A 23,429-nucleotide genomic window follows, 5' to 3' on the forward strand; every position below is an offset into this window, starting at 1 on the left:
CTCAGGACTCCTGGTGCGCGAGCTGCTCCAGCAGGCCGATCGCCGCGTCGGCGATGACCGTGCCGGGCCCGAAGATGGCGGCGGCACCGGCGGCGCGCAGCTCGTCGTAGTCCTGCGGCGGGATGACGCCGCCCACGACGACCATGATGTCCGACCGGCCCAGTTCGGCGAGCTCGTGGCGCAGCGCCGGCACCAAAGACAGGTGCCCGGCAGCCAGCGAAGACACGCCGATCACGTGCACGTCGGCCTCCGACGCCTGCCGCGCCACCTCACCGGGCGTGGAGAACAGCGGGCCGACGTCGACGTCGAAGCCCAGGTCGGCGAAGCCGGTGGCGATCACCTTCTGGCCGCGATCGTGGCCGTCCTGGCCCATCTTCGCGATCAGGATGCGCGGCCGGCGCCCCTCGTCCTCGGCGAACTTCTCGACCAGCGAGCGCGCCTTCTCGACGTTGTCCGACTTCCCCACCTCTTCCCGGTACACGCCGGAGATCGTGCGGATCTGCCCGGAGTGGCGGCCCCAGATCTTCTCCAGCGCGTCGGAGATCTCGCCGACGGTGGCCTTCGCGCGCGCCGCGTCGATTGCCAGCGCCAGCAGGTTCCCACCCCCCTGAGCACCTTCGGTCAACCGCCGCAACGCGTCTTCCGTGGCCGCCGAGTCACGCTCCTCGCGCAACCGCCGCAGCTTCTCCAGCTGCTGGGTGCGCACGCCGTCGTTGTCGACCTTCAGCACATCGATCTGCTCGTCGTCGGTGACCTGGTACTTGTTCACCCCGATCACGGGCTGGCGGCCGGAGTCGATGCGCGCCTGCGTGCGCGCGGCGGCCTCCTCGATGCGCAGCTTCGGGATGCCCTCGTCGATCGCGCGCGCCATGCCGCCCGCGCTCTCGACCTCCGTGATGTGGCCCCACGCCTTGCGCGCGAGGTCGTAGGTCAGCTTCTCGACGAACGCGCTGCCGCCCCACGGGTCGATCACCCGCGTGGTGCCCGATTCCTGCTGCAGCAGCAGCTGCGTGTTGCGGGCGATGCGCGCGGAGAAGTCGGTGGGCAGCGCGAGCGCCTCGTCGAGCGCGTTGGTGTGCAGCGACTGCGTGTGACCCTGGGTCGCGGCCATCGCCTCGACGCAGGTGCGCGCCACGTTGTTGTAGACGTCCTGCGCGGTCAGCGACCAGCCCGACGTCTGCGAGTGCGTGCGCAGCGAAAGCGACTTCTCGCTCTTGGGATCGAACTGCTTCACCAGCTTCGCCCACAACAGCCGAGCCGCCCGAAGCTTCGCGACCTCCATGAAGAAGTTCATGCCGATCGCCCAGAAGAACGACAGCCGCGGCGCGAACTTGTCCACGTCCAGCCCCGCGTCCACGCCGGCGCGGATGTACTCGACGCCGTCGGCGAGCGTGTACGCCAGCTCCAGGTCGGCGGTCGCCCCGGCCTCCTGCATGTGGTAGCCGGAGATCGAGATCGAGTTGTACTTCGGCATGTGCTGCGAGGTGAACGCGAAGATGTCGGAGATGACCCGCATCGAGGGCTGCGGCGGATAGATGTAGGTGTTGCGGACCATGAACTCCTTGAGGATGTCGTTCTGGATCGTCCCCGCGAGCTGCTCCGGTTTCACCCCCTGCTCCTCCGCCGCGACCACGTACAGCGCCAGCACCGGCAGCACGGCGCCGTTCATCGTCATCGACACGCTCATCTTGTCGAGCGGGATGCCGTCGAAGAGCTGGCGCATGTCGTAGATCGAGTCGATCGCCACGCCCGCCATGCCGACGTCGCCGGACACGCGCGGGTGGTCGGAGTCGTAGCCGCGGTGGGTGGCCAGGTCGAACGCCACCGACAGGCCCTTCTGCCCGGCCGCGAGGTTGCGGCGGTAGAAGGCGTTGGACTCCTGCGCGGTGGAGAACCCGGCGTACTGGCGGATCGTCCACGGCTGGTTCACGTACATCGTGGGATACGGCCCGCGCAGGAACGGCGCGATGCCCGGGTAGGTGTCCAGGAAGTCCACATCGGACAGATCCTCGGCCGTGTACACCGGCTTCACGCCGATGCCCTCGGGTGTCTCCCAGGCCAGCGCGTCGGGGCCCTTGCCGGTGGCTTCCTGCACGGCCTGCGCCCACGCGGCGCGGTCTCCCGGCTCGGGGGTGCCGAGCGGCACGTCGGCGAAGTTCGGGATGCTCATGCCGACGCCTCCATGAGGAGTTGCACGCCGACTGGCCCGGAGGCGTCGGCATGAATATCGATGATTCGCTTGCAAGCTGCGCTCATGCGGACACTCCCAGCTGTACGTGGATGCCGGTCAGGACTTCGAGCGCGTCGCAGCCGGCGAAGACGTTGCCGCTCACACCCGGGTAGCTCGCCTTGCCCGCGAGCAGCACCGTCTCGGCGCCGAGCGACGCGGCGACGTCGGCCGCCTGCTCTTCGTACGCGGCGTCGGTGCCGCAGAGGCACGCGATGCGCGCACCACTTTCCCGGAACGCGCCGGGCAGGTCGTCGATCGCGCCCGGGTTCACGGCCTCGAGGCCGCCGGCCTGGAACAGGTTCGCGGCGAACCCGGCGCGCGTGGTGTGCGCGGCGACGGGACCGAGCGTGGCGAGGAAGACCTTCGGCCGTTCGCCGTGCTCGGCCAGGTACTTGTCGGAGGCGTCGCGCAGCTGCTCGAACGCTTCGGCGTAGCGGTGGCGCGGCAGGCCACCGTCCACAGTGGATCTTACTGCTTCCCTGGTCACGGGTTTCTCGGTGAGGTTCGGGAACTCGCTCACGCCGGTGATCGGGTCTCGGCGCGTGGCCAGGCGCTTCGCGCGCTTGTCCCACGTCGCGGCCAGCCGCGCGGCCAACGCGCCCGATGCCAGCTCGGCCTCGACGCCGCCGGCGCCTTCGATCGCGGTGAACTCGGTCCACGCGGCTTTCGCCAGCTCGTCGGTGAGCTGCTCGACGTACCAGGAGCCGCCGGCCGGGTCGATCACACTGCCCAGCTTCGACTCCTCCAGCAGCACCGCGTTGGTGTTGCGGGCGATGCGCGCGGAGAACGCGTCGGGCAGGCCGATCGCGGAGTCGAACGGCAGTACGGTCACGGCGTCGGCGCCGCCGACGCCCGCGGCGAAGCACGCGACGGTGGTGCGCAGCATGTTCACCCACGGGTCGCGCTGCGTCAGCATCGCGGGCGAGGTCACGGCGTGCTGGTGCATACCACGCGCGGCGGCGGGCGCACCCGAAACTTCGAGCACGCGGTCCCACAGCCGGCGGGCGGCGCGGAACTTGGCGATGGTGAGGAACTGGTCGGCCGTGGCGGCCAGGCGGATCTCCAGCTGCCCGGCCGCGGCAGAGACGTCCAGACCAGCTTCGGTCAGCGCCCGCAGGTACGCGACACCGACGGCGATCGTCGCGCCCAGCTCCTGCGCGTCGGAACCGCCGGCCTCGTGGAACGGCAGGCCGTCGGCCACGAGCGTGCGCACCTTCGGGTACTTCGCGGCGACGCGCGCGGCCAGCTCGGCGGCAGGGGCGACAGGCAGCGCTTCGCCCGCCCGCGCACCGACGCCGATCGGGTCCGCGCCGAGCACGGCGACCGCCTCGCTGGGCGGAATTTCACGCTCGGCCAACACGTCCAGCAGAGCGTCGGCCGCGGCGGCGTACTCCGCGCCGGCGTCGAGGACCACCGGCGCCAGGTCGAGGTAGACCTCGTTGAGCGCGTCGGCCAGCGCGTCGAGCGGGAGCGCTTCGCCGCCGACGCGCAGCCACACGGACGTGGCGCCGCCTTCGAGGTCGGCGAGGATCGCGGTGTTGGTGGCCTTGGCGTCGGCCCGCAGGTGGCGCACGCGCACGTCCCACCCGGTGCCGATCACGCCTTCGGGCCGCGCGCCGCGGACGAACGGCGGCAGTCCCGGATAGCCGGGCTCGCCGACGGCGTCTTCGCGCGTGTACAGCGGCTGGATGTCGATGCCGTCGTACGTGTGGGTGACGAGTTTGCTCTCCGGCGCGCCCGCGAAGTCCTCCGGCAGGCGGCCGCTCTTGCGCAGCACTCCCGCCACGAGTTCCTGCCACCGGGCCCGGTCAGCGGCCGGAAACTCGGCCGCCAGCGCGAGCTCAGCTTCGGAGATCGGCACCGACTCCGGCCCAGCCACGTTCGTCATACCCAGTGATGGTAGAGGCACGCCAGTGCCGGCACCTGTGACTCTAGTCGCCCCACCAGAGTGTTCGGGTGTATCCGCGGAACACGGGTGGGCAGGTCTTGCACACTGGGTCGAACAGTGTCGCTGCCTTACGACACAATCAGGGGGTGTCCTCCTCGAAGGAAGAGCCGAGCCCAGCACCATCGAGCGCAGCCGAGCCGCAGTCCCGTGTGGTCGCCGGGCGCTACCGGCTGCGATCCGTGCTCGGCTCGGGGTCGATGGGCACGGTGTGGTCGGCCTACGACGAGTTCCTCCACCGGCCGGTGGCCGTCAAGGAGATGAAGCTGCCGCCGGGCGTCCCGGCGTCGCAAGCGGACGAGTTGCGTGAGCGGACGCTGCGCGAGGCGCGCGCGATCGCAGTGCTGTCCCACCCGAACGTGATCATCCTTCACGACGTCGCGCGCGACAACAACGAACCGTTCGTGGTCATGGAGCTGCTGCCCTCGCGCAGCCTCGCGCACATCCTGCGCGACCACGGGCCGTTGAACGTGGAGCAGGCGGCCGCCGTCGGCATCGCCGTCGCCGCCGCGCTCGAAGCGGCGCACGACGCGGGCATCACGCACCGCGACGTGAAGCCGGGCAACGTGCTCGTGGCCGGAGACGGGCGGATCAAGCTCACCGACTTCGGCATCGCGCGCAACGTCTCCGAAGCCACGATGACCCGCACCGGGATCATGCTCGGTTCGCCCGCCTACATCGCGCCGGAGGTCGCGTCGGGCGGCGCGGTCACGCCGGCGGCCGACCTGTGGGGCCTGGGCGCGACACTGTTCGCGGCCGTCGAGGGCGCGCCGCCGTACGACGCGGACGGCGATCCACTGGAGACAGTCGGCAAGGTCGTGAACGGCTCGGTGCCCAAGCCGAAGCCGGGCCCGCTGGCCGACGTGATCGCCGCGTTGATGAAGAAGGAGCCGGAGAAGCGGATCTCGCTGCGCGAGGTGCGTCACCGGCTGTACCCGTTGCAGGGCAAGACGGCGCTGGACCTGTTCGGACCGGAGCTGTTCCGCACGCCGGACGGGAAGAAGACTTCGGCGCAGCTCGACGCGACCGACACGCAGGTCTTGGAGACGGTGGCACCGACCGAAAAGAAGTCGGAGGCCAGTGGCGCACTGGCGGCGGACCCGGGTCCGTTGCCGTTCCTGCGGCAGGGCGCCGCTCCGGCTCCTGTTGTCGCCGCTCCGGTTGCTTCTGCTTCGCCGCGACGCAACCCGCGGTCGTCGGCGTTGCTGGCCGTCGCAGCGGTGGTGCTGTTCCTGGTCGCCGGTGTCGGCGGGTTCGCGCTGGCGCGCCTGATCAGCGGGCAGTCGCTGATCCCGCCCGCCGGCAGCGCGGCCTCCGCCGGTGCGCCGGGCACGACGGTGCCGCCGCAAGAGGTGAAGCTGGTGGAGCAGCGCGGCAAAGCGAGCGAAACGGCCAACGCCACGCGCGACACCGAGTACGTCGTCTCGGTGCCGGAAGGCTGGCAGCGCTTCATCGCCGGACGGTCGTCGAACATCGTCGGATCGTCCACGGTGGTGCAGTACGTGTCGCCGGACGGGCACCAGTCGTTGCGCATCGAACGCTTCCCGAACTTCCTCAGGAAGCACGACGTCTCGACCTACGAGGTGAGCCTGCGAGCCTCGGCGGACCCGGGCGGGTTCGCCTTCGCCAAGGTCCCCGAGCAGACCGGCTCCGGGACCGAGATGATCTACCGCACCGTGGAGCACGGCGATTCCGCGCAGAACGGCCCCGATTCCTCGATCACCCGCACGACCTTCGCCTTGCTGAAGACCTCGGGCGAGTCGCTGTGGGCCGTCTCGCTCACTGTGCCGCCGGAGATCGAGCCCGACGGCGCCGCAACGTGGGACCGGATCAAGCAGACGCTGTCGTTCCCGGGCGACCAGTAGGGCCTCAGCCCAGGCCGCCCGGGTAGCGCCGGCCCGACTCCGCCGACTGCGCGAGGCGGCGCAGGCCCGCGAACAGCCGGTCGCCGAGCACCGTGCCGACCACGGCCGCCTCCACGATCCGGTCCAGCGACGGCTGCGCGGCGAGCGTGTCGAGGTCGACCTCGGCGATGCGGTCGGCGAGCGTGGCGTAGTCCTCGATGCGGTCCAGCAGGGCGGGGTGACCGAGCGCGCGGATCGTGCACAGCGTGGTGATCAGCCCGGGCGCCGCGGGGTGCTCGGGCGCGAACTTCCAGCCGTGGGCGGCGGTCAGCTTTTCCAGCAGGTTCAGCGCCCACGCGCGGGCCTCCTCGTCGACGTCGGTCGTGCCGCCCACGAGGGCGCGCTGGGTGACGCCGAGGACCTCATTGGTGGGCTCGCCCGCGTCGATGGCCGCGAGCACGCCGCCGACGGTGGACACCGACAGGCCGCCGACGTCGAGCAACGCGCGGATGAGCTTGAGGCGCTGCACGTGCTCGTCGCCGTAGCGCGCCTGGTTGGGGCTGGTGCGCTCGCCCGGGTGGAGCAGGCCTTCGCGCAGGTAGTACTTGATCGTCGCGACCGGCATGCCGGACTCGGCGCTCAGTTCGGCCATCCGCACGGCCGCATCAACTCCCTTGAACTCGGGACTCGGGTCAGTTCAGGACTCGGGTCATTTCAGGACTCAGGTCATTTCAGGGACATCCCTGAGGACTTCTCAGCTTGGATAGTCTAGCTTTCCATAATGGATACTGTGACTATCCATCCTGGGAGGGCGCCATGACCTTGCTTCCGAGCCGAACGAACACCTGGCACCGGCCGTCCACGCTCTTCGCGGCGGGGCTCGTCGTCACCGCGCTGGCCTGCGTCGTCGCGATGGTGGTGGATCAGCGCACGGTGCTCGGCGCACCCGTGTGGGCGAAGCTGCTGAAGTTCGCCATTTCGGGTGCGCTGTACTTCTTCACGTGGGGCTGGCTGGTGTCGCTGCTGCCGCGCTTCCGCCGGACCGCGCACGTCGCCACGAGTGTGGTGATCGTGTTGTTCGCCGCCGAGTACGTGGTGATGGTCTTCCAGGCGGTGCGCGGCCGGCCCAGCCACTTCAACAACGCGACACCCCTGGACAACACGCTGTTCCAGCTCATGGGCGGCATGGTCGCCACCATCTGGATCGCGACGCTCGTGCTCACCGTGCTCCTGATGTTCACGCGCCTCGAAGACCGCGCCACCCACTGGGCCGTCCGCACCGGAGCGGTCATCTCACTGATCGGCATCGGCCTCGGCGCGCTCATGACCGGCCCGACGGCCGCCCAGCAGCAGGCGTTGAACGCGACCGGCGTGTCGGCCCTCGTCGGCGCCCACAGCGTCGGCGTCCCCGACGGCGGCCCCGGCCTGCCCATCCTCGGCTGGAGCACCACCGGCGGCGACCTGCGCATCCCGCACTTCACGGGGATGCACGCGCTGCAACTGCTGCCGCTGGTTGCCCTGGGGCTGGGCCTGCTCGCCACGCGGGTGCCGCGGCTTCGCGACAGTGCGGTTCGTGTCCGGCTGGTGTGGGTCGCGACATTCGGCTACGCGGGCCTGGTCGCCCTCGTGACCTGGCAGGCGTTGCGCGGCGAGTCGCTGATCCACCCCACCGCTGCGACCCTCGCGGCCGCAGGCGCCCTGCTCGTCGCGGTGGCGCTGGGCGGCTTCGCCTCGGTGTACCGCCCGACCCGCGAGCTCGTGCGATGACCGCGTTCACCGTCACCTTCGGCGGCGGCGAGCCACCCTCCGCCGCCCGCACTCCGCGGCGGCGCGCCGGCCGGGCCGCCGCGCGGTCGGCGGGCCGCCCAACCCATCGGGAGCTCGTGCGATGACCCAGCAGTTGTTCACCTGGACCTTCCCCCTCGCGACGCCCTTCTGGGCGCTGATGATCTTCGCCCCCACCTGGCGGCGGACGCGGCAGATCATGGCTTCGCCGTGGGTGCCGCTGCTGCCCTTGGCGTGTTACTTCGCCATCGCGATCCCGCACTTCGGACAGCTGTGGCAGGCGGTGAGCCGGCCGGACCTCGCCCTGCTGCAAGCGTTTGCGGGGTCGTCGGCGGGGGCGGCGTTGCTGTGGGCGCAGCTGATCGCGTTCGACCTGTTCCTCGGGCGGTGGATGTTCTTCGAGGCGCGGGAGCGGGGGATCCCGTGGTGGCAGGTCAGCCCGGTGCTGGTGCTGACGATTTTTCTGTCTCCGTTCGGGCTGGTGGTGTTCCTGGCGCTGCGCAGTGCCCGGATACGCTCGGCGCCATGACCAACCACGAGGAAGCGGCCGCGGCCGCCATCGCCGAGCGGACCGGCGTCGAGAAGCACGACATCGCCGTGGTGCTGGGCTCGGGCTGGCGCCCGGCCGCGGACGTGATCGGGACGGCCGAGGCGGAGATCCCGTTCGGCGAGCTGCCCGGTTTCACCACTCCCGGCGCCGTGGGGCACAGCGGGACCGCCCGGTCGCTGAAGATCGGCGACAAGCGCGCACTGGTGCTGCTGGGCCGCACGCACTTCTACGAGGGCAAGGGCATCGACCCGGTGGTGCACAACGTGCGCACCGCCGCGGCGGCCGGCGCGCGCACCGTGCTGCTCACCAACGCTGCCGGCGGCGTACGCGAGGGCTTCAGCGTCGGGCAGCCGGTGCTGATCTCCGACCACCTCAACCTCACGGCCCGCTCGCCGATCGTCGGCGCGAACTTCGTGGACCTCACCGACCTCTACTCCGCCCGCCTGCGCGGTCTCGCGAAGGAGATCGACGGTTCGCTGGAGGAAGGCGTCTACGCCGGCCTCACCGGCCCCCACTTCGAGACGCCCGCCGAGATCCGCATGCTGCGCACGATGGGCGCGGACCTCGTCGGCATGTCGACGGTTCTGGAGGCCATCGCAGCCCGCGCCGCCGGGGTCGAGGTGTTCGGGCTGTCGCTCGTCACCAACCTCGCCGCCGGCATGACGGGCGAGCCGCTCAACCACAAAGAGGTCCTCGAAGCCGGCCGACAAGCGGCCACGCGCATGGGTTCGCTGCTCAAGGAGCTCATCGCCCGCGCGTGACGACGTGCGGTGAAGGGCACCTCGAACGCGAGGTGCCCTTCACCCGTCGTCAGACGTAGTCGGGCAGCTGCGCGGCAACCTCGTCCGGCGACGGCATCGCCGCCACCTCCGCCGCCAATGCCCGCACGGCGTCGGCCACCGTCGAGTCCGCCAGAAGCCGCCGCGCGCTCTCCCGCACTGCCTCGGCCGTCACCGCGTTGCCCAGCAGGCGCTCGCCAACGCCAGACCCGGCGACGGCTTCGGCGTTGGTGAACTGGTCGGCGCCCTGCGGCAGCACGAGCTGCGGCACCCCGGCGGAAAACGCGCCCATCGTCGTACCGCTGCCGCCGTGGTGCACGACGAGGTCGACGTGCGGCAGCAGTTCCGACTGCGGCACCCACGCTTCGAGCCGCACGTTGGCCGGCACCTCGCCGAGTGAAGCGACGTCGACCGACGGTCCGGTCGCCACCAGCACGTCGACGTCGAGCGCCGCGAGCCCGGTGATCGCCGCGGTGAGGATGTGCGCCTGACTCATCGGCGTGGTGCCGAGCGTGAGGTAGACGAGCGGGCGGCCGTGGTCCACGACCCCCGCGGGCAGGTCGCCCGGCTCGCTCCAGCCCACCGGCCGCAACGGCAGCCTCCGCGCTCGGGCGATGAACTCGGGCGACTGCACCGACGGCGGGCAGATGTCCACGAACGGGTTGCCCCACGAAGGCCGGTCTCCGCCGGTGATGCCGAGTTCGGCGGCGTAGTCGTCGAGGGCGCCGCGGATCTCCGTCATCAGTCCGTCTGCCGAGACGCGCCCGAATCCGTGGCCCATGGCCGGGATGCCGGCCTTCCTGGCCGCGAACGCGCCGCCGGAGTTGCCGACCTCGTAAATCACCAGGTCGGGCCGCTCCCGCTCGAACAGTGCGCCGAGGTCGGCGACAAAGCGCTCGGGCAGCACGCGGCCGAACACCTGGCCGATGACCTCGGCCATTTCCTCCTCCGACGCCTCCCGCCGGCGCTGGGCCGGGTCACCGGCGTACTTCGCGGCGAACGCGTCGTAGATCGTCAGGCCGGCCTTCTCGGCGCGCAGGCCCGCCTTTTCGAGCACCGGATGGAAATCCTCCGCTGTCGCGAAGGCGACATCGTGCCCGGCACCGCGCGCGGCGACCGCGAGCGGGATCAGGGGGTAGAGGTGGCCGTGGGACGCGAGGGAGGTGAACACAAGTCGCACCACTGCGACGGTAGTGACTTGTGTGCCGCCCCGTCAGGTGAATTCCGCAAGGACCGTGATGGTTCGCCGTTGTTCGGCGAGGGATCCTTGCGGCGAAAAGAAGAATTCGGTCACCCCGGCGTCACGCAGCCGGCCGAGCTGAGTGGCGACCGCGTCCTCGTCGCCCACCAACGCGACGTCGCCGGCGCCGGCCACGCCCTCGCGGTCGAACACCGCGCGGTATTCCGGCGAGCGCGCCGCCAATGCGAAATCCGCCGAAATCCGTTGCCGTACCGAGGTTTCCTCTGCGGTGACGCACACCGGCAGCCCCGCTTGCCGTCCCGATCGACGGCACGACGTGCTCCCCCGACGTCCGCGGCCCGGCCAGCCACGTCACGGTTCCGTCGGCCAGCTTGCGCGCGACCCGCAACATCCCTGGCCACCGAGGACGACGCGGACCGCGCCGACGCCCTGCTCGCCCTCGTCGTGGCCGGAGTCCGGCGGCCGAAACCCGTACGCTGACCCGGTGCAGAACACGATTACTCCCGAGCTGCGCGACGCCGCCTACCGGTGGATCGCCGAGGACCCCGACCAATCGACGCGCGAAGAGCTGCGGCAAGTGCTCGACCGCGCCCTCGCCGGCGACGCCACCGCGGCAGACGACGTCGCCGACCGGATGGCGGGTCCGCTCGAGTTCGGCACGGCCGGGCTGCGCGGGCCGGTGCGCGCGGGGCCGAACGGGATGAACGTCGCCGTCGTCACGCGGACCACCGCGGGCGTCGCGCAGTGGCTCACCGACAAGGGCCTCGCAGGTGGCGTGGTCGTGGTCGGGCGCGACGCGCGGCACGGGTCGGAAGCGTTCGCGCAGGCGGCCGCCGAGGTGCTCACCGCGGCGGGCTTCGCCGTGAAGACGATGCCGCTGCCGTTGCCGACGCCGCTACTCGCGTACTCGGTGAAGCACTACGACGCGATCGCCGGAATCCAGATCACCGCGTCGCACAACCCGCCCGCGGACAACGGGTACAAGCTCTACGACAGCACCGGTGGCCAGATCGTGCCGCCGTCCGACGGCGAGATCGAGCACGCCATCCAGGCCGCGCCCGCCGCGGTCGACGTGCCGCGCGCACCCGGCGCCGAGGTCGTCGACCCGCGCGCCGCGTACCTCGCCGACGTCGCGAACCTGCCCCGGAGCCCGGAGCGCGAGCTGCGGATCGCCGCCACCGCGTTGCACGGCGTCGGCGCGGCGACGCTGGAAGCGGCGCTCACACAGGCGGGGTTCACCGACGTGCACTTCGTCGCCGAGCAGTCGCGGCCCGACGCCGACTTCCCCACCGTCTCGTTCCCCAACCCCGAGGAACCCGGCGCCACCGACCTGCTGCTGGCGCTCGCGTCCGAAGTGGACGCCGACCTCGCCGTGGCGCTCGACCCGGACGCCGACCGCTGCGCTCTCGGCGTGCGCGGCCGCGACGGCGAGTGGCGCATGCTGCGCGGCGATGAGACGGGCGTGCTGCTCGGCTCGCACGTGCTGTCCACAACGGACACTCCCGACCCGCTCGTGGCCACCACCATCGTGTCGTCCTCGCTGCTCGGCGAGCTGGCAAAGGCCGCGGGCGTGCGCTACGCCGAGACGCTCACCGGCTTCAAGTGGCTGGTGCGCGCGGGCGAAGGCCTGATCTTCGCCTACGAGGAAGCGCTCGGCCTCTGCGTGAACCCGGGTTTCGTGCGGGACAAGGACGGCATCGCCGCCTCCGTGTTCGCCGCCGGGTTCGCCGCGGCGCTCAAGGCCGCGGGCCGCACGCCCCTCGACGTGCTCGACGACATCGCCACCGGCCACGGCGTGCACCTGACAGACCAGGTTTCCTTGCGGGTCACCGACCTTGCCGTACGCGACAGGCTGATGGCGGGCCTGCGCGCCGAGCCGCCGGTGACACTCGGCGGCACACCTGTCACGCAGGAAGACCTCCTGCCCGACGCCGACGTGCTGCGGCTGCGCGGCGACGGCCTGCGCGTGGTGATCCGCCCGTCGGGCACCGAGCCGAAGCTGAAGGCCTACCTGCAGGTGGTCACACCGGTGACCGGTGACCTCGCGGCGGCGCGCGAAACCGCGTCCGCCCGGCTCAGCGCAGTGCGGGAGGACATGAACACGTTGCTGAGCTGACCGCGGTCGGGGGCCCGGGTTCCGGGTCCCGGCCCAGCAGGCTCGGCCCGAGCAGGCCGGCGACGTCGACCAGCAGCAGCACCACGAACGCCGCGATGAACTCCCGCCGCCGCGAGAGGATGGCGGCGAGCAGGCCGACCACCGCGGGCACCATCCACGGCCACAGCCGGTCCACCTCACTGGTCCAGCCGCCGGGCGCGAAGATCGCGTCGGCGAATGCGGCGAAGACCAGCGAGAGCGTGCTGACGAGCCCGGCCAAGCCGAGCAGTACGAATGCGGCCACCGCAAGATGGGGCCGCAGTCTGTCCCCCATCACCGGGCCCAGCCTGCCCGCGCGTGGACAAGGGCACAAGTGGCAGGCTGCGGTCATGGCCACGCTGTTACTCGTGCACCACACCCCATCGCCGTCGATGCAGGCGATGTTCGAAGCCGTGCTCGCCGGTGCGAAGCACCCGGACATCGAGGGCGTCGACGTCGTCCGCCGCCCCGCGCTCGGCGCGACCGCGGCCGACGTGCTGGCCGCCGACGGCTATCTGCTCGGCACACCCGCGAACCTCGGCAGCATGAGCGGCGCCCTCAAACACTTCTTCGACACCGTCTACTACCCGTGCCTCGACTCGACGCGCGGCCGTCCGTTCGGCGCGTACGTGCACGGGAACAACGACACGGCCGGCACCGCGCGCCAGCTCGCGTCGATCACCACGGGGCTGGGCTGGACACAGGTGGCGGACCCCGTGCTGCTCACGGGGGAACCCGACAAGGCCGCACTGGAAGCGTTGCAGGAGCTGGGTGCGACAGTGGCCGCGACGCTCATGGGCTGACCGGCCGCTCACAGGCAGGCCCCATAGACGGGCCACCGAAGACCCGGCCCTGGAAAAGTAAGGGGCCTGTCACCGGAAGCCCTGGGGGTCGACCTCCGGCAACAGGCCAGATCAAGGGTTCGCAACGAGGCGATCAACCTTGACCACTCAAGCGTACTACAAATGGCTGATCACGGCGAGCCAGGCGCAGGACAAGATCCCGCTCCGGGTTCCGAACACCCCCAGAGTGCGGACGTGTCCGAAGCGGGACGCGGGCCACTGTAAACCACTGCATACAGGTGGTGTCAACAGGTGCGTACAGTAGACACGCCGTCACCAATCCGGCCGAAAGCAGGCGGGCACCAAGCCGGACGCTCCCGCGTCCGGCAACCATTCCCGCCGTCGCTGTGGTCGGATCGGCAACAGACGGCACAGTACTATCCGGACAAGGGAGAAGGGGGCGGTGATGCCACGGCAACGCACCTTCGCGGAGAAGCTGAGCACGCTCATCGACTCGTCCCGGGCGGACGGCCGCGCACCGCACAGCTACCGGGAGATGTCGGCGGCGATCGAGCGCGCGGGCGGGCCCGCGATGTCCCCGGCGTACCTGCAGCAGCTGGCGACCGGAAAGCGGATCAACCCGAAGATCCACTACGTCGAGGCACTGGCGAAGCTGTTCGCAGTGCCGGTCACCTACTTCTTCGACGACGAGGACGAGCGCGCCTCCGGAGACGCCCCGGCCGTCGAGGCCAAGCTGATGGCCATGCGCGCGCAGGAGCTCTCGCCGCAGGGCCGCCGTCAGGTCATGGACCTGCTCGACCTCGTCGAGCGCTACGAGCGCGCCGAACGGGAAGGCCACAGCGGACCGTGAAGGAACGCGAACTCCGCAAACGCTGCCGGCGGCTGCTGAAAGACCTCGACATCAGCCCGCCGCTCGACGTCGGGCAGCTCTGCGAACGCCTCGGCGAGCGCCGCGACCGCCCGATCCGGCTCATGGCCTACCCGCTCGAAGTGCCCGGCCCGTTCGGCTGCTGGATCGCGACCGCCTCGGCCGACTACATCTTCTTCCAGCAGGAAACCACGAAAGCCCACCAGGACCACATCATCCTGCACGAGCTCGGCCACCTGCTCGCCGACCACGAACCGGGCGGAGACGCGGAACCGGCCGATTTTCTGCGGGGTCCGGCCGTGGAAAGCCTCGACGGGGACGCCGTGCGCCGCGCGTTGCGCCGCACCTCCTACGACGAGGCCCACGAGTGGGAGGCCGAGACGGTCGCCACGATCATCCTCGAGTGGGCGTCGGTGCTGAACTACACGATCCCGCGCGCCGCGGCCGACCACGACCTGCGGCGCATCCAAGGTACGTTGGGCGACCACCAGGGCTGGCTGTGACCGCTGCCATCTTCGTCCTCTTCGCCGCGGCGCTCGCCTGGCGCCTCTTCCAGCTGGCGCGCTCGCCACGGCTGCCGAACTGGGCCGTCACGGTCACGATCGCCGCGTTCGCGCTGGCGTTCCTCGCGCAGCAACGCGGGGTCACCACGTGGTTCGACGGCCTGACCGCACCAGGTGGCGCGCGACTGGCGAACAACGTGCTGCTCTCGTCCGGCGTCTGCTCGCTGCTGATCTTCTTCCTCGGCTCCGCGATCGGCCCGCGCCAGGCGCGCCGCGTCGCGCTGGAGCTCGTGCCGCTGGCGGCCGCGATCGCCGTGATGACGTTCGCGGTGGCGATCACGCCGGTGCCGCTGCGGGGCGCCGCGCTCGGGCCGGACACGGTGCACGAGCCCGGGATCGCGTTGTTCTACTTCAGTGGCGGGGCGTACCTGATCTACGCGATCACGGCGTGCGCGGTGTGGATCGTGCGCTACCAGCGCGTGGCCGACCCGCACCTGCGCACGGGCCTGCGCATCGGTGCGGCGAGCCTCGTCGCGGCGGCCGCCGGCAGCGTGTTGCGGGCGATCTACCTGGTGCTGGCGTGGGTGTTCGACGTGACCGTGCCGGCGTTGCTGTGGCTCGGGGTACCGCTGGTGATCCTCGGCAGCGTGCTGTTCCTCGCGGGCATCACCTATCCCGGCGTACGGGCTCGCGTGGCGGCTGTGGTCCGGCGGCGCAGGCACCGGGCCGACCACCACCGGCTCGCTCCACTGTGGACGCTGCTGGTGGCCGCGTACCCGAGCATCGTGCTGCGGACGCCGCCGGGCAACAGCCTGCGCGACCGGTTCGCCGTGCACCGCCGCTATTACCGGCGCGTGATCGAGATCCGCGACGGGCTGGTGCAGCTGAGCCCGTACCTGGAGACGGACCTGGCCTCGCTCGCGGCCGACGATCCCTCCGCCGCGGCCGCGGCACTGCGGACCGCGCTGGCCCGCCAGGCCTCGGGTGAAGCGAGCGACGGGCGGGCCAAGCTCGTGCTGCCGGGCGGCGGCGCGGACCTGGAATCGGACGTGCGGCCGCTGCTGTCGCTGTCGGCAACGCTTGTGGGAAAGGAAAACTGAACGTGGACACCCTGATCACGGCGGCCCGGGTGCTGCCCCGGCCCTCGACCCCGATCGACGGCGGCGCCGTGCTGGTGCGCGACGGCGAGATCGTCGCGGTCGGCCGGCCCGACGAGGTGGACGCGGCGGCCGTCGACCCCGCGGTGCGCGACTTCCCGGACGCGACCGTGCTGGCGGGGCTGTTCAACTCCCACGTGCACCTGTGTTTCGACGCGACGCGCGAGATGCTGCCGAACTTCCTGGCCGGTGATGACACCGATGTCGCGAACGGCGCGGAGGAACGGCTCGGGCAACTGCTGCGCAGCGGCGTCACGACCGTGCGCGACCTCGGCGGCCGCACCGTGGTGAAGCCGGCCGGCGGACCGCGGGTGCTCGCGGCCGGGCCGCCGCTGACCGTCCCGGATGGACACTGCCACTTCTTCGGCGGCGTGGTCTCCTCCGACGCCGAGATCCGCGCACGGATCGATGCCAACGCGGCCGCGGGCGCCGACGTGATCAAGGTGATGGCGGGCGGCGGCCAGATCACGCCGGGTGGCGCCCAGATGTGGGAGTCGCAGTTCGACGCGCGGCAGCTCGGTGTGGTCGTCTCGCAGGCCGCGCGGCGCGGGCTGCCGGTCGCCGCGCACGCCCACGGCGCCGGCGCGATCGCCGACTGCGTCGAGGCCGGTGTCTCGACGATCGAGCACTGCACGTTCATGACCGGCCCGCAGCAGACCGACCTGCGCCCGGAGGTCGCGCGCCGCATGGCCAAGGGCGGCGTCTCGGCGTGCTCCACGAGCAGCCGCAACTGGCGGATGATGGTCGAGCGCATGGGCGAGGAGCTCGCACGGCGCGTCTACGGGCGGCTGCCGTGGCTGGAGGAACACGGCGTGCGCCTGCTCTCGGGCACCGACGCGGGCCTGCCCGGCTCGACGTTCGACGACCCCGTGGGCGCGCTGGAGCTGTACGAATGGCTCGGCTTCTCGCGGCGGCGGATCCTCGAGATCGCCACCGAGGACAGCGCGGCGGGCCTCGGCCTGGGCGCGGTCACGGGCCGGCTGGAGCCCGGGCTGGCGGCCGACCTGCTGGTGGTCGACGGTGATCCGCTGGCCGAGCTGGCGGCGCTGGGCAAGCCGTTGCTGGTCATGGCGCGCGGCGTCGCGGCTTCTTGAACTACTCACTTGCTGAAGTACTGAGTCACTGAACAGGGTCGATCTTGACCTTGCTCACGCTCCCTTTCGATACATCGGTGCATTGAGTACGCTGGCGTATCGAAAGCGGGAGGCCTGATGATCGAACCGACGGCGGACCGCGTGCCGCGCCGTCGCGCGGAGACCCGCCGGCGCCTGCTCGAAGCCGCTCTTCCGGTGTTCGCCGAAGAGGGCTTCGGACGGTCTACAGTGGAGCAGATCTGCGAGCGCGCGGGCTACACACGCGGTGCGTTCTACTCGAACTTCGCCTCGCTCGACGAGCTGTTCCTGGCCATGTGGGAAGGGCGGTCGGCGGCGATGATCGCGGCCGTGCGCGCGGCATTCGACGCGTTCACGCCGGTCGAGCTGCCCGACGTGCGGGCGGTCGTCGAGCACGTGCTGCCCGCGATCCCCGTGGACGACGCGTGGTTCCGGGTGAGCGCCGAGTTCACCGCCCACGCCTTGCGCAACCCCAGCCTACGGCGCGTGATGACCGCGCGGGAGGAAGCCATCGCCGAAGCGCTGATGCCGCTGATGGTCGAGCTGCTCGCGCGCGCCGGCCGCTCGATCCCCGACCCCGTTGCGCTGGGCCAGGCGCTCGTCGCGATGCACGACGGCACCAGCGCGCAATGCCTGATGGACCCCGACAACCCGCTCGTGTGGCAGCGACGCCGTGAACTGTGCGTGCAGGTGATCACGGCCTACACCGAGGAGACTTGAGTTGGACGCAGCTTCTGCGGACGCGATCGTGGTCGGCGCCGGCCTGGCCGGGCTGGTCGCGACCCACGAGCTCGTGAAGGCCGGGCGCCGCGTGCTCGTGCTGGACCAGGAGAACCGCGCGAACCTCGGCGGCCAGGCGTTCTGGTCGCTGGGCGGGCTGCTGTTCGTGAACAGCCCCGAGCAACGCCGGCTCGGGATCAAGGACTCCTACGAACTGGCGTTACGCGACTGGCTCGACTCGGCCGGCTTCGACCGCGAGGACGAGGACCTGTGGGCGCGCAGGTGGGCCGAGGCCTACGTCCGCTTCGCCACGTACGAGAAGCGCGACTACCTGCATGAGCTGGGCCTGCGCGTGACGCCGCTGGTCGGCTGGGCCGAGCGCGGCGGCGGCAAGGCGGGCGGGCACGGCAACTCCGTGCCGCGGTTCCACCTCACGTGGGGCACCGGGCCCGAGGTGGTGCGGGTGTTCGCCGAGCCGGTGCTGGCGGCGGAGCAGCGCGGCCAGGTGCGCTTCGCGTTCCGGCACCAGGTCGACGAGCTGGTGGAGACCGACGGCGTGGTCACGGGCGTGCGCGGGACCGTGCTGGAGCCGAGTGATCTGCCGCGGGGCAAGAAGTCTTCGCGGGTCGCCGCCGGCGAGTTCGAGCTGTCGGCGCCGGCGGTGCTGGTGAGCTCCGGCGGCATCGGCCACAACCACGAACTGGTGCGGCAGAACTGGCCCGTCGACCGGCTGGGCCCGGCGCCGGCGACGATGATACCCGGCGTTCCGGCCCATGTGGACGGTCGCATGATCGGCATCAGCGAGGCCGCGGGCGCGCGCGTGGTGAACCGGGATCGCATGTGGCACTACGTGGAGGGCATCCACAACTGGGACCCGATCTGGCCGGACCACGCGATCCGGATCATCCCCGGACCGTCGTCGATGTGGTTCGACGCCAACGGGGTGCGGCTGCCCGCGCCGAACTTCCCGGGGTTCGACACGCTGCAGACGCTGAAGGCCGTGCTGTCGACCGGTTACGACTACTCGTGGTTCGTGCTCACGCAGTCGATCCTCGAGAAAGAGTTCATGCTGTCGGGCTCCGAGCAGAACCCGGACATCACGGGGAAAGACCTGAAGCAGACGTTGCTCAGCCGCGCCGCGAAGGGCGCGCCGGGGCCGGTGGACGCGTTCAAGCGGCACGGCGTCGACTTCGTGGTGGCCGACAACCTGGCGAAGCTCGTCGACGGGATGAACAAGATCGCTCGCGGGCCGGCGCTGGACGTTTCCTCACTGGAGCGCCAGATCGTGGCTCGCGACCTCGAGGTCGGCAACCGGTACTCGAAGGACCTGCAGCTGATGGCGGTGGCCAACGCGCGCAAGTTCGTCGGCGACCGCGTGGCGCGCGTGGCGAAGCCGCACCGGATCCTCGACCCGGCGCACGGGCCGTTGATCGCCGTGCGGCTGAACATCCTCACGCGCAAGACGTTGGGCGGCGTGCAGACGGACCTGGACTCGCGCGTGCTGCGGGCCGACGGTGCGCCGCTGCCCGGGCTGTACGCAGCGGGCGAGGTCGCGGGCTTCGGCGGCGGTGGCGTGCACGGCTACAACGCGCTGGAGGGCACGTTCCTCGGCGGCTGCATCTTCTCCGGCCGCGCCGCCGGGCGCGCCATGGCCCGGGCGGTGAAGTGACGCGGCGAACGACCGGCACCGTCCTCGACGTCGACGGGGTCGCCCTGCACCTGCGCGAAGACGGCCCCGCCGACGCGCCGGTGGTGTTGCTGGTACACGGCTTCAGCGGCTCGCTGCACTCCTTCGACCGCCTGGCGCCCCTGCTGGCCGACCGCTTCCGCGTGCTGCGTCCCGACCTGCGCGGCCACGGCTGCACGGGCGGCCACACGGGCCTCGACGCCGTCTCCCAGGCCACGACCCTGGCCGACGCCCTGAAGCTGATCGGCGCCGACCACGCGACGGCCGTCGGCCACTCCTTCGGCGCCGACGTGGTGCTGGCGCTGGCAACGCTTTCGGGGGCCGTGACCCGGACCGTCCTCATCGGACAGGCACCGGACTACAGCCACGCCACTTTCCCGCCGGGCAACGGTTTGCTCGCGGCGCCGTTCGCCGGCCGCTTGCTGCACCGCCTGGTTTCGTTCGCCCCAATCGGTTTCGTGTTGCGCCCCACCCCGCTACGCCAGGCCCACGCCGACTTCTCCGCCACCAGCCCGGCCATGGCCCACGCCGTCCTCACCGAACGGCGCCGTCTCCTGGCCGCCAACCCGCTCGACGCGCAGATCTCCGCGCTCGGCCTGCCCACCCTCGCGATCCTCGGCCGCCGCGACCGCCTCTACGACCACACCTCCGCCGCCACCCGCTACCGCACCGCCGGTGCCGACGTCACGTTCCTCGATTCCGGCCACACCCCGCTCGTCGACCAGCCCGCCGAAGTCGCCTCGCTGGTCGCCTCCTTCTCCCTCCGGCCCTGACCCGGCCCCGCCGAGGGGGCGGGACCGCTGCAGCGGCTGCGCGGGAGACACGAAACAGCCCCGCCGGGCTTGCGCCGGGCGGGGCTGTTTCGTGTGATCTACAAGGAAAAACTCAAGCCGGCGTAACCAGCCCACCCACGGTCGCGGCGACGTCGGCCAGCGCGACCTGCTGCTGTTCCCGCGTGGCCAGGCTCCGGACGGTCACATTGCCACCGTCCCAGTCCTCCTGGCCCACGATCACCACGGCCGCGGCGCCGGCTTTGTCGGCGCGGGTGAGCTCTTTGCCGAGCTTGCGGTGCTCGATCGGCGTCGACGTGCGGAGACCGGCCTTGCGCAGGGAGGTCGCGACCTGCCGAGCGGCGTCGGCGAGTTCCTCGGTGACCGGGATGACCATGACGTCCACCTCGTTGCGCGGGGCGGGCGTGAGGCCGTGGGTGTCGAGGAAGTCGATGAGCGTGACGTCGCCCATGCCGAAGCCGATACCCGGGATGCGCTCCTTGGTGAACATCGACGCCAGGTCGGCGTAACGGCCACCGCCGAAGAGGGCGCGGCGGTTCTTCGGCGAGGTGTCGAAGACCTCGAACACGGTCGACGTGTAGTAGGCCAGCCCGCGCACGATCATCGGCTCGAACTTCACCAGGCTCGCGGCCGAACTGGACAGCACGCGCACCAGGTTCGACTGCTCCTTGACCTCCGCGGGCAGCTCGTCGAGCAGCGCGGCGCCGGAGCCGAGGGCCTCGGTGAGCTTCTCGAACTGCTTGTCCGTGAGCCCGATCTCCTCGGCCGACGTCGCGTGCTCCTCCGCCGATGTCTTCTCCCAGCGGTCCACCAGGCCGAACACGGCCGGCAGGTGCTCCGGGGAGACGCCCACGACGTCGGTGAGCGCCGACGTGAGCAGGTTCCGGTCGTTCACGCGCACGGCGAACATGTCCGAAGACGCGCCCACCGACTCCATGAGGTCGTGGATGAGCTCGAACATCTCGATCTCGCAGTTCGCGCTCTCGGAACCGAAGATGTCCGCGTTGATCTGCCAGTGCTCCCGCACGCGGCCGCGCTGCGGGCGCTCGTAGCGGAAGCAGTTCGGGTGGCTGTACCAGCGCACGGGGAACGACAGCGACTTCGCGTTGCCGGCGATCATCCGGGCCACCGACGGCGTCATCTCCGGGCGCAGCGCGAGGCGCTCGCCGCCCTTCGTCGTCAGCGTGTACAGCTGCTGGTCGGCGATCTCCTGGCCGGACTTCCGCTCGTAGATCTCGGCGGGCTCCAGCACGGGACCGTCGTAGCGGAGGAAGCCGTAGCGCTCCAGGACGTCGTAGAGATGGCCGAACACCTGCGTGCGAACGGACATTTCGGCGGGGAGGAAGTCTCGGGTCCCCTTGACAGGCGCGGTCGACAGGTATTCAGGCACGTCATCAAGCTTAACGACCGCGCCCAACCCTTAAAGGAAGGCCACCCCGTACGCCGTGATCAGCATGGCCGCGCCGAGCAGCACGGCTCCGGCGGTGGTGATCGACATGCCGACCCGCGTGCGCAGCATCGCCAGGAAGAACCCGCCCGACTGCGCCAGCACGCCGAACAGCAGCAGGAGGCACACCACCCACCGCAGCGAATCCGACAGCCCGCTGTGGTCGAGCACCTGCAACGCCACCAGCGCGAGCACGAGCAGCACTCCGGCGTGCGCGTGGCCGGCGCGGAAGAAACTCTCCTGCTGGTCGTTGAGCACCCCGCGCTTGAGCAGCCCCATCAGCGCGTAACCCCCGTACATCACGGTGGGCAGCGACACGAGGGCGATGACGGTGAACAGCTGGACCGGTCCGTGCATGGCTTTCTCCTCCCAGAGCGTTCTGGGAGCAACCATAACACCGTTTTAAAACACTGTCACGGACGATGCTGCGCCCACGGCCGAGCCCGCTCGAAGTTGGCCGCCGCCCGCAGCACGGCGGCGTCCGCCTGCTGGCGCCCGGTGATCTGCAGGCCGACCGGACGGCCGTCGGACGTGAAGCCCGCGGGCACGGAGATGGCCGGCGTCGTGAGCATGTTGAACGGGAAGGTCAGCACCCACTCCAGCGCCTGGCGCCGCAGCGGCGCGTCGAGCAGCCGGTCGGGTGCGAACTGCGTGAGCGGGAACGCCGCGTCGGTCAACGTCGGGCAGACGAGCAGGTCGTAGCCGGTCATGAACTCGGCGAAGGTGTCCCACATGGCGCCGCGGAACACGTCGGCGCGCGCGACGTCGACGCCGGTCAGCCGCTCGGCCTCGTGCATCAGCTCGATGAGGTTGTCGTCGACGCGGCCGCGCTCGTTCTCCCAGTCGACCAGGTCGTAGCCGCTGCCGATGCCCGGCACCCAGACGCCGTTCCACATCGCCTCGACGGGGTCGCCCCACGCCGGCGTGGCCTCGGTGACATGGGCGCCCAGCTCCTCGAACGCCGCCACCGCCGTCCGGCAGATCTCGGCGACCTCCGGGTCGACGTGGGCGTAACCGAGGTCCGGTGAGTAGGCGACGCGCCAGCCCTTGATGTCGTGGTCGATCTCCGCGACGTAGTCGATCACGTCGTCAGGCAGGCTCGTCGGGTCGGAGGAGTCCTTGCCGGCGAGGATGTTCAGCATCAGCGCGTTGTCGGTGACCGTGCGCGTGATCGGCCCGTGGTGCACCCAGGTGTTGTAGCGGCCCGGCAGGATGCTCTGCGGGATCCGCCCGCCCGTCGGCTTCAGCCCGACGACCCCGCACAGCGAAGACGGCGAACGCACGGAACCGGCGCCGTCACTGCCTTCGTACAGCTGCCCCATCCCGGCCGCCGCGGCGGCGGCCGCCCCACCGCTCGACCCGCCGGCGATGCTGCCGTGCTTCCACGGGTTGTGTGTGGGGCCGAAGAGGTGGTTGTCGGTGCTCCCGCAGTGGTAGCCGCTTTCGATCGTGTTCGTCTTGCCGAGGAACAGCCCGCCGGACTCGCGCATCCGTGTCACCACCGCCGCGTCGCGGTCGGGGATGTTGTCCTTCAACGGCGCCAGCCCGAACGTCAGCGGCAACCCCGCCACAGCCGTGAGGTCCTTGATCGAGTACGGCACCCCGTGCAGTGGCCCGAGCTCGTCACCGCGCCGCTGCGCCTCAGTGAGCTCCGCCGCGTCGCGCAGCACCTGCTCGCGATCGAAGGTGACGAACGCGTTCACCTCGGGGTCGACCGCTTCGATCTTCGCCACCACCTGCTCGGCGACGTCGGTCGGCGTCACCTCGCCCCGGCGGATCTTCCCGGCCAGCTCGGAGGCCGGGATCCAGCACAGCTCGTCGGAGTTCGTCATCGCCGGTGCTCCTGGGTGGTCTGGACGGGGTGGCGTTCCAC

22 protein-coding genes are annotated in these 23,429 nt (G+C 71.0%); 13 read left to right on the plus strand and 9 right to left on the minus strand.

The window, feature by feature from the left end:
- Position 1: 1 nt before the first annotated feature.
- Together scpA and AB0M56_RS29190 are read right to left on the minus strand one after the other, a co-directional pair.
- Positions 2 to 2,170 (minus strand): methylmalonyl-CoA mutase, encoded by a 2,169-nt coding sequence (gene scpA / locus AB0M56_RS29185; RefSeq protein ID WP_364181530.1) that lies wholly within the window; start codon positions 2,168 to 2,170, stop codon positions 2 to 4.
- An 82-nt stretch (positions 2,171 to 2,252) separates the two neighbouring features.
- On the minus strand, positions 2,253 to 4,118 hold the full coding sequence (locus tag AB0M56_RS29190; protein ID WP_364181533.1) for a methylmalonyl-CoA mutase subunit beta: 1,866 nt from the start codon (positions 4,116 to 4,118) through the stop codon (positions 2,253 to 2,255).
- A 209-nt stretch (positions 4,119 to 4,327) separates the two neighbouring features.
- On the opposite strand from AB0M56_RS29190, the gene AB0M56_RS29195 reads away from it, so the two are divergent.
- Positions 4,328 to 6,040, plus strand: coding sequence for a serine/threonine-protein kinase (locus tag AB0M56_RS29195; protein WP_364181849.1), 1,713 nt, complete (start codon positions 4,328 to 4,330; stop codon positions 6,038 to 6,040).
- 4 nt (positions 6,041 to 6,044) lie between these two features.
- Here the strand turns inward: AB0M56_RS29195 and AB0M56_RS29200 are convergent, their stop codons facing one another.
- The gene (locus AB0M56_RS29200; RefSeq protein ID WP_364181851.1) at positions 6,045 to 6,671 is read right to left on the minus strand and encodes a MerR family transcriptional regulator; all 627 of its coding nucleotides are present in this window, start codon (positions 6,669 to 6,671) and stop codon (positions 6,045 to 6,047) included.
- Between the two features lie 164 nt (positions 6,672 to 6,835).
- Here AB0M56_RS29200 and AB0M56_RS29205 point away from each other — a divergent pair, with 164 nt between their 5' ends.
- The 3 genes from AB0M56_RS29205 to AB0M56_RS29215 all read left to right on the plus strand — a co-directional run bounded on the left by AB0M56_RS29205 (position 6,836) and on the right by AB0M56_RS29215 (position 9,115).
- Positions 6,836 to 7,786 (plus strand): hypothetical protein, encoded by a 951-nt coding sequence (locus tag AB0M56_RS29205; protein WP_364181536.1) that lies wholly within the window; start codon positions 6,836 to 6,838, stop codon positions 7,784 to 7,786.
- Positions 7,787 to 7,907: 121 nt separating this feature from the next.
- Complete coding sequence (locus AB0M56_RS29210) at positions 7,908 to 8,333, plus strand: ABA4-like family protein (RefSeq protein ID WP_364181539.1); 426 nt, start codon at positions 7,908 to 7,910, stop codon at positions 8,331 to 8,333.
- Positions 8,330 to 9,115 (plus strand): purine-nucleoside phosphorylase, encoded by a 786-nt coding sequence (locus AB0M56_RS29215; protein WP_364181542.1) that lies wholly within the window; start codon positions 8,330 to 8,332, stop codon positions 9,113 to 9,115. The genes AB0M56_RS29210 and AB0M56_RS29215 overlap by 4 nt, the downstream gene beginning before the upstream one ends.
- Positions 9,116 to 9,164: 49 nt before the next feature.
- Here AB0M56_RS29215 and AB0M56_RS29220 read toward each other — a convergent pair whose 3' ends face one another.
- Both AB0M56_RS29220 and AB0M56_RS29225 read right to left on the minus strand, forming a co-directional pair.
- On the minus strand, positions 9,165 to 10,313 hold the full coding sequence (locus tag AB0M56_RS29220; RefSeq protein WP_364181544.1) for a glycosyltransferase: 1,149 nt from the start codon (positions 10,311 to 10,313) through the stop codon (positions 9,165 to 9,167).
- Positions 10,314 to 10,346: 33 nt separating this feature from the next.
- Positions 10,347 to 10,556, minus strand: a complete 210-nt coding sequence (locus AB0M56_RS29225) for a hypothetical protein (protein WP_364181547.1) — start codon at positions 10,554 to 10,556, stop codon at positions 10,347 to 10,349.
- Between the two features lie 262 nt (positions 10,557 to 10,818).
- Here AB0M56_RS29225 and AB0M56_RS29230 point away from each other — a divergent pair, with 262 nt between their 5' ends.
- On the plus strand, positions 10,819 to 12,450 hold the full coding sequence (locus AB0M56_RS29230) for a phospho-sugar mutase (RefSeq protein WP_364181550.1): 1,632 nt from the start codon (positions 10,819 to 10,821) through the stop codon (positions 12,448 to 12,450).
- Here AB0M56_RS29230 and AB0M56_RS29235 read toward each other — a convergent pair.
- Positions 12,410 to 12,733 (minus strand): hypothetical protein, encoded by a 324-nt coding sequence (locus AB0M56_RS29235; protein WP_364181552.1) that lies wholly within the window; start codon positions 12,731 to 12,733, stop codon positions 12,410 to 12,412. The genes AB0M56_RS29230 and AB0M56_RS29235 overlap by 41 nt on opposite strands.
- 85 nt (positions 12,734 to 12,818) lie before the next feature.
- Here AB0M56_RS29235 and AB0M56_RS29240 point away from each other — a divergent pair, with 85 nt between their 5' ends.
- From AB0M56_RS29240 to AB0M56_RS29275, 8 genes are all read left to right on the plus strand, one after another.
- A complete protein-coding gene (locus AB0M56_RS29240; protein ID WP_360583500.1) occupies positions 12,819 to 13,271 on the plus strand; it encodes an NAD(P)H-dependent oxidoreductase in 453 nt (150 codons plus the stop codon).
- A 445-nt stretch (positions 13,272 to 13,716) separates the two neighbouring features.
- Positions 13,717 to 14,121 carry an XRE family transcriptional regulator gene (locus AB0M56_RS29245; protein ID WP_364181554.1) on the plus strand — a complete coding sequence of 135 codons (405 nt, stop codon included), beginning with the start codon at positions 13,717 to 13,719 and terminating at the stop codon, positions 14,119 to 14,121.
- On the plus strand, positions 14,118 to 14,642 hold the full coding sequence (locus tag AB0M56_RS29250) for a hypothetical protein (RefSeq protein WP_364181557.1): 525 nt from the start codon (positions 14,118 to 14,120) through the stop codon (positions 14,640 to 14,642). The genes AB0M56_RS29245 and AB0M56_RS29250 overlap by 4 nt, the downstream gene beginning before the upstream one ends.
- Positions 14,639 to 15,742 (plus strand): MAB_1171c family putative transporter, encoded by a 1,104-nt coding sequence (locus AB0M56_RS29255; protein WP_364181559.1) that lies wholly within the window; start codon positions 14,639 to 14,641, stop codon positions 15,740 to 15,742. The genes AB0M56_RS29250 and AB0M56_RS29255 overlap by 4 nt, the downstream gene beginning before the upstream one ends.
- A 2-nt stretch (positions 15,743 to 15,744) precedes the next feature.
- Positions 15,745 to 16,893, plus strand: a complete 1,149-nt coding sequence (locus tag AB0M56_RS29260; RefSeq protein WP_364181561.1) for an amidohydrolase family protein — start codon at positions 15,745 to 15,747, stop codon at positions 16,891 to 16,893.
- Between the two features lie 117 nt (positions 16,894 to 17,010).
- Positions 17,011 to 17,631, plus strand: a complete 621-nt coding sequence (locus AB0M56_RS29265) for a TetR/AcrR family transcriptional regulator (RefSeq protein WP_364181563.1) — start codon at positions 17,011 to 17,013, stop codon at positions 17,629 to 17,631.
- 1 nt (position 17,632) lies between these two features.
- Positions 17,633 to 19,300, plus strand: a complete 1,668-nt coding sequence (locus AB0M56_RS29270) for an FAD-binding dehydrogenase (protein WP_364181566.1) — start codon at positions 17,633 to 17,635, stop codon at positions 19,298 to 19,300.
- Entirely contained in the window at positions 19,297 to 20,091 is a 795-nt protein-coding gene (locus AB0M56_RS29275; protein ID WP_364181569.1) for an alpha/beta hydrolase, read from the plus strand. Before AB0M56_RS29270 ends, AB0M56_RS29275 begins: the two co-directional genes overlap by 4 nt.
- Before the next feature lie 112 nt (positions 20,092 to 20,203).
- On the opposite strand, the gene hisS is transcribed toward AB0M56_RS29275, so the two are convergent.
- The 3 genes from hisS to AB0M56_RS29290 are packed head-to-tail and all read right to left on the minus strand — an operon-like array spanning position 20,204 to position 23,388.
- Positions 20,204 to 21,499: a histidine--tRNA ligase gene (hisS, locus tag AB0M56_RS29280; protein ID WP_364181572.1), complete on the minus strand. Its 1,296-nt coding sequence runs from the start codon at positions 21,497 to 21,499 to the stop codon at positions 20,204 to 20,206.
- A 30-nt stretch (positions 21,500 to 21,529) separates the two neighbouring features.
- Positions 21,530 to 21,913 (minus strand): hypothetical protein, encoded by a 384-nt coding sequence (locus AB0M56_RS29285; protein WP_364181575.1) that lies wholly within the window; start codon positions 21,911 to 21,913, stop codon positions 21,530 to 21,532.
- 56 nt (positions 21,914 to 21,969) lie between these two features.
- Positions 21,970 to 23,388: an amidase family protein gene (locus tag AB0M56_RS29290; protein WP_364181576.1), complete on the minus strand. Its 1,419-nt coding sequence runs from the start codon at positions 23,386 to 23,388 to the stop codon at positions 21,970 to 21,972.
- Between the last annotated feature and the right edge of the window lie 41 nt (positions 23,389 to 23,429).

This window comes from Amycolatopsis sp. NPDC051372, assembly GCF_040682095.1.
Classification (GTDB): Bacteria; Actinomycetota; Actinomycetes; order Mycobacteriales; family Pseudonocardiaceae; genus Amycolatopsis.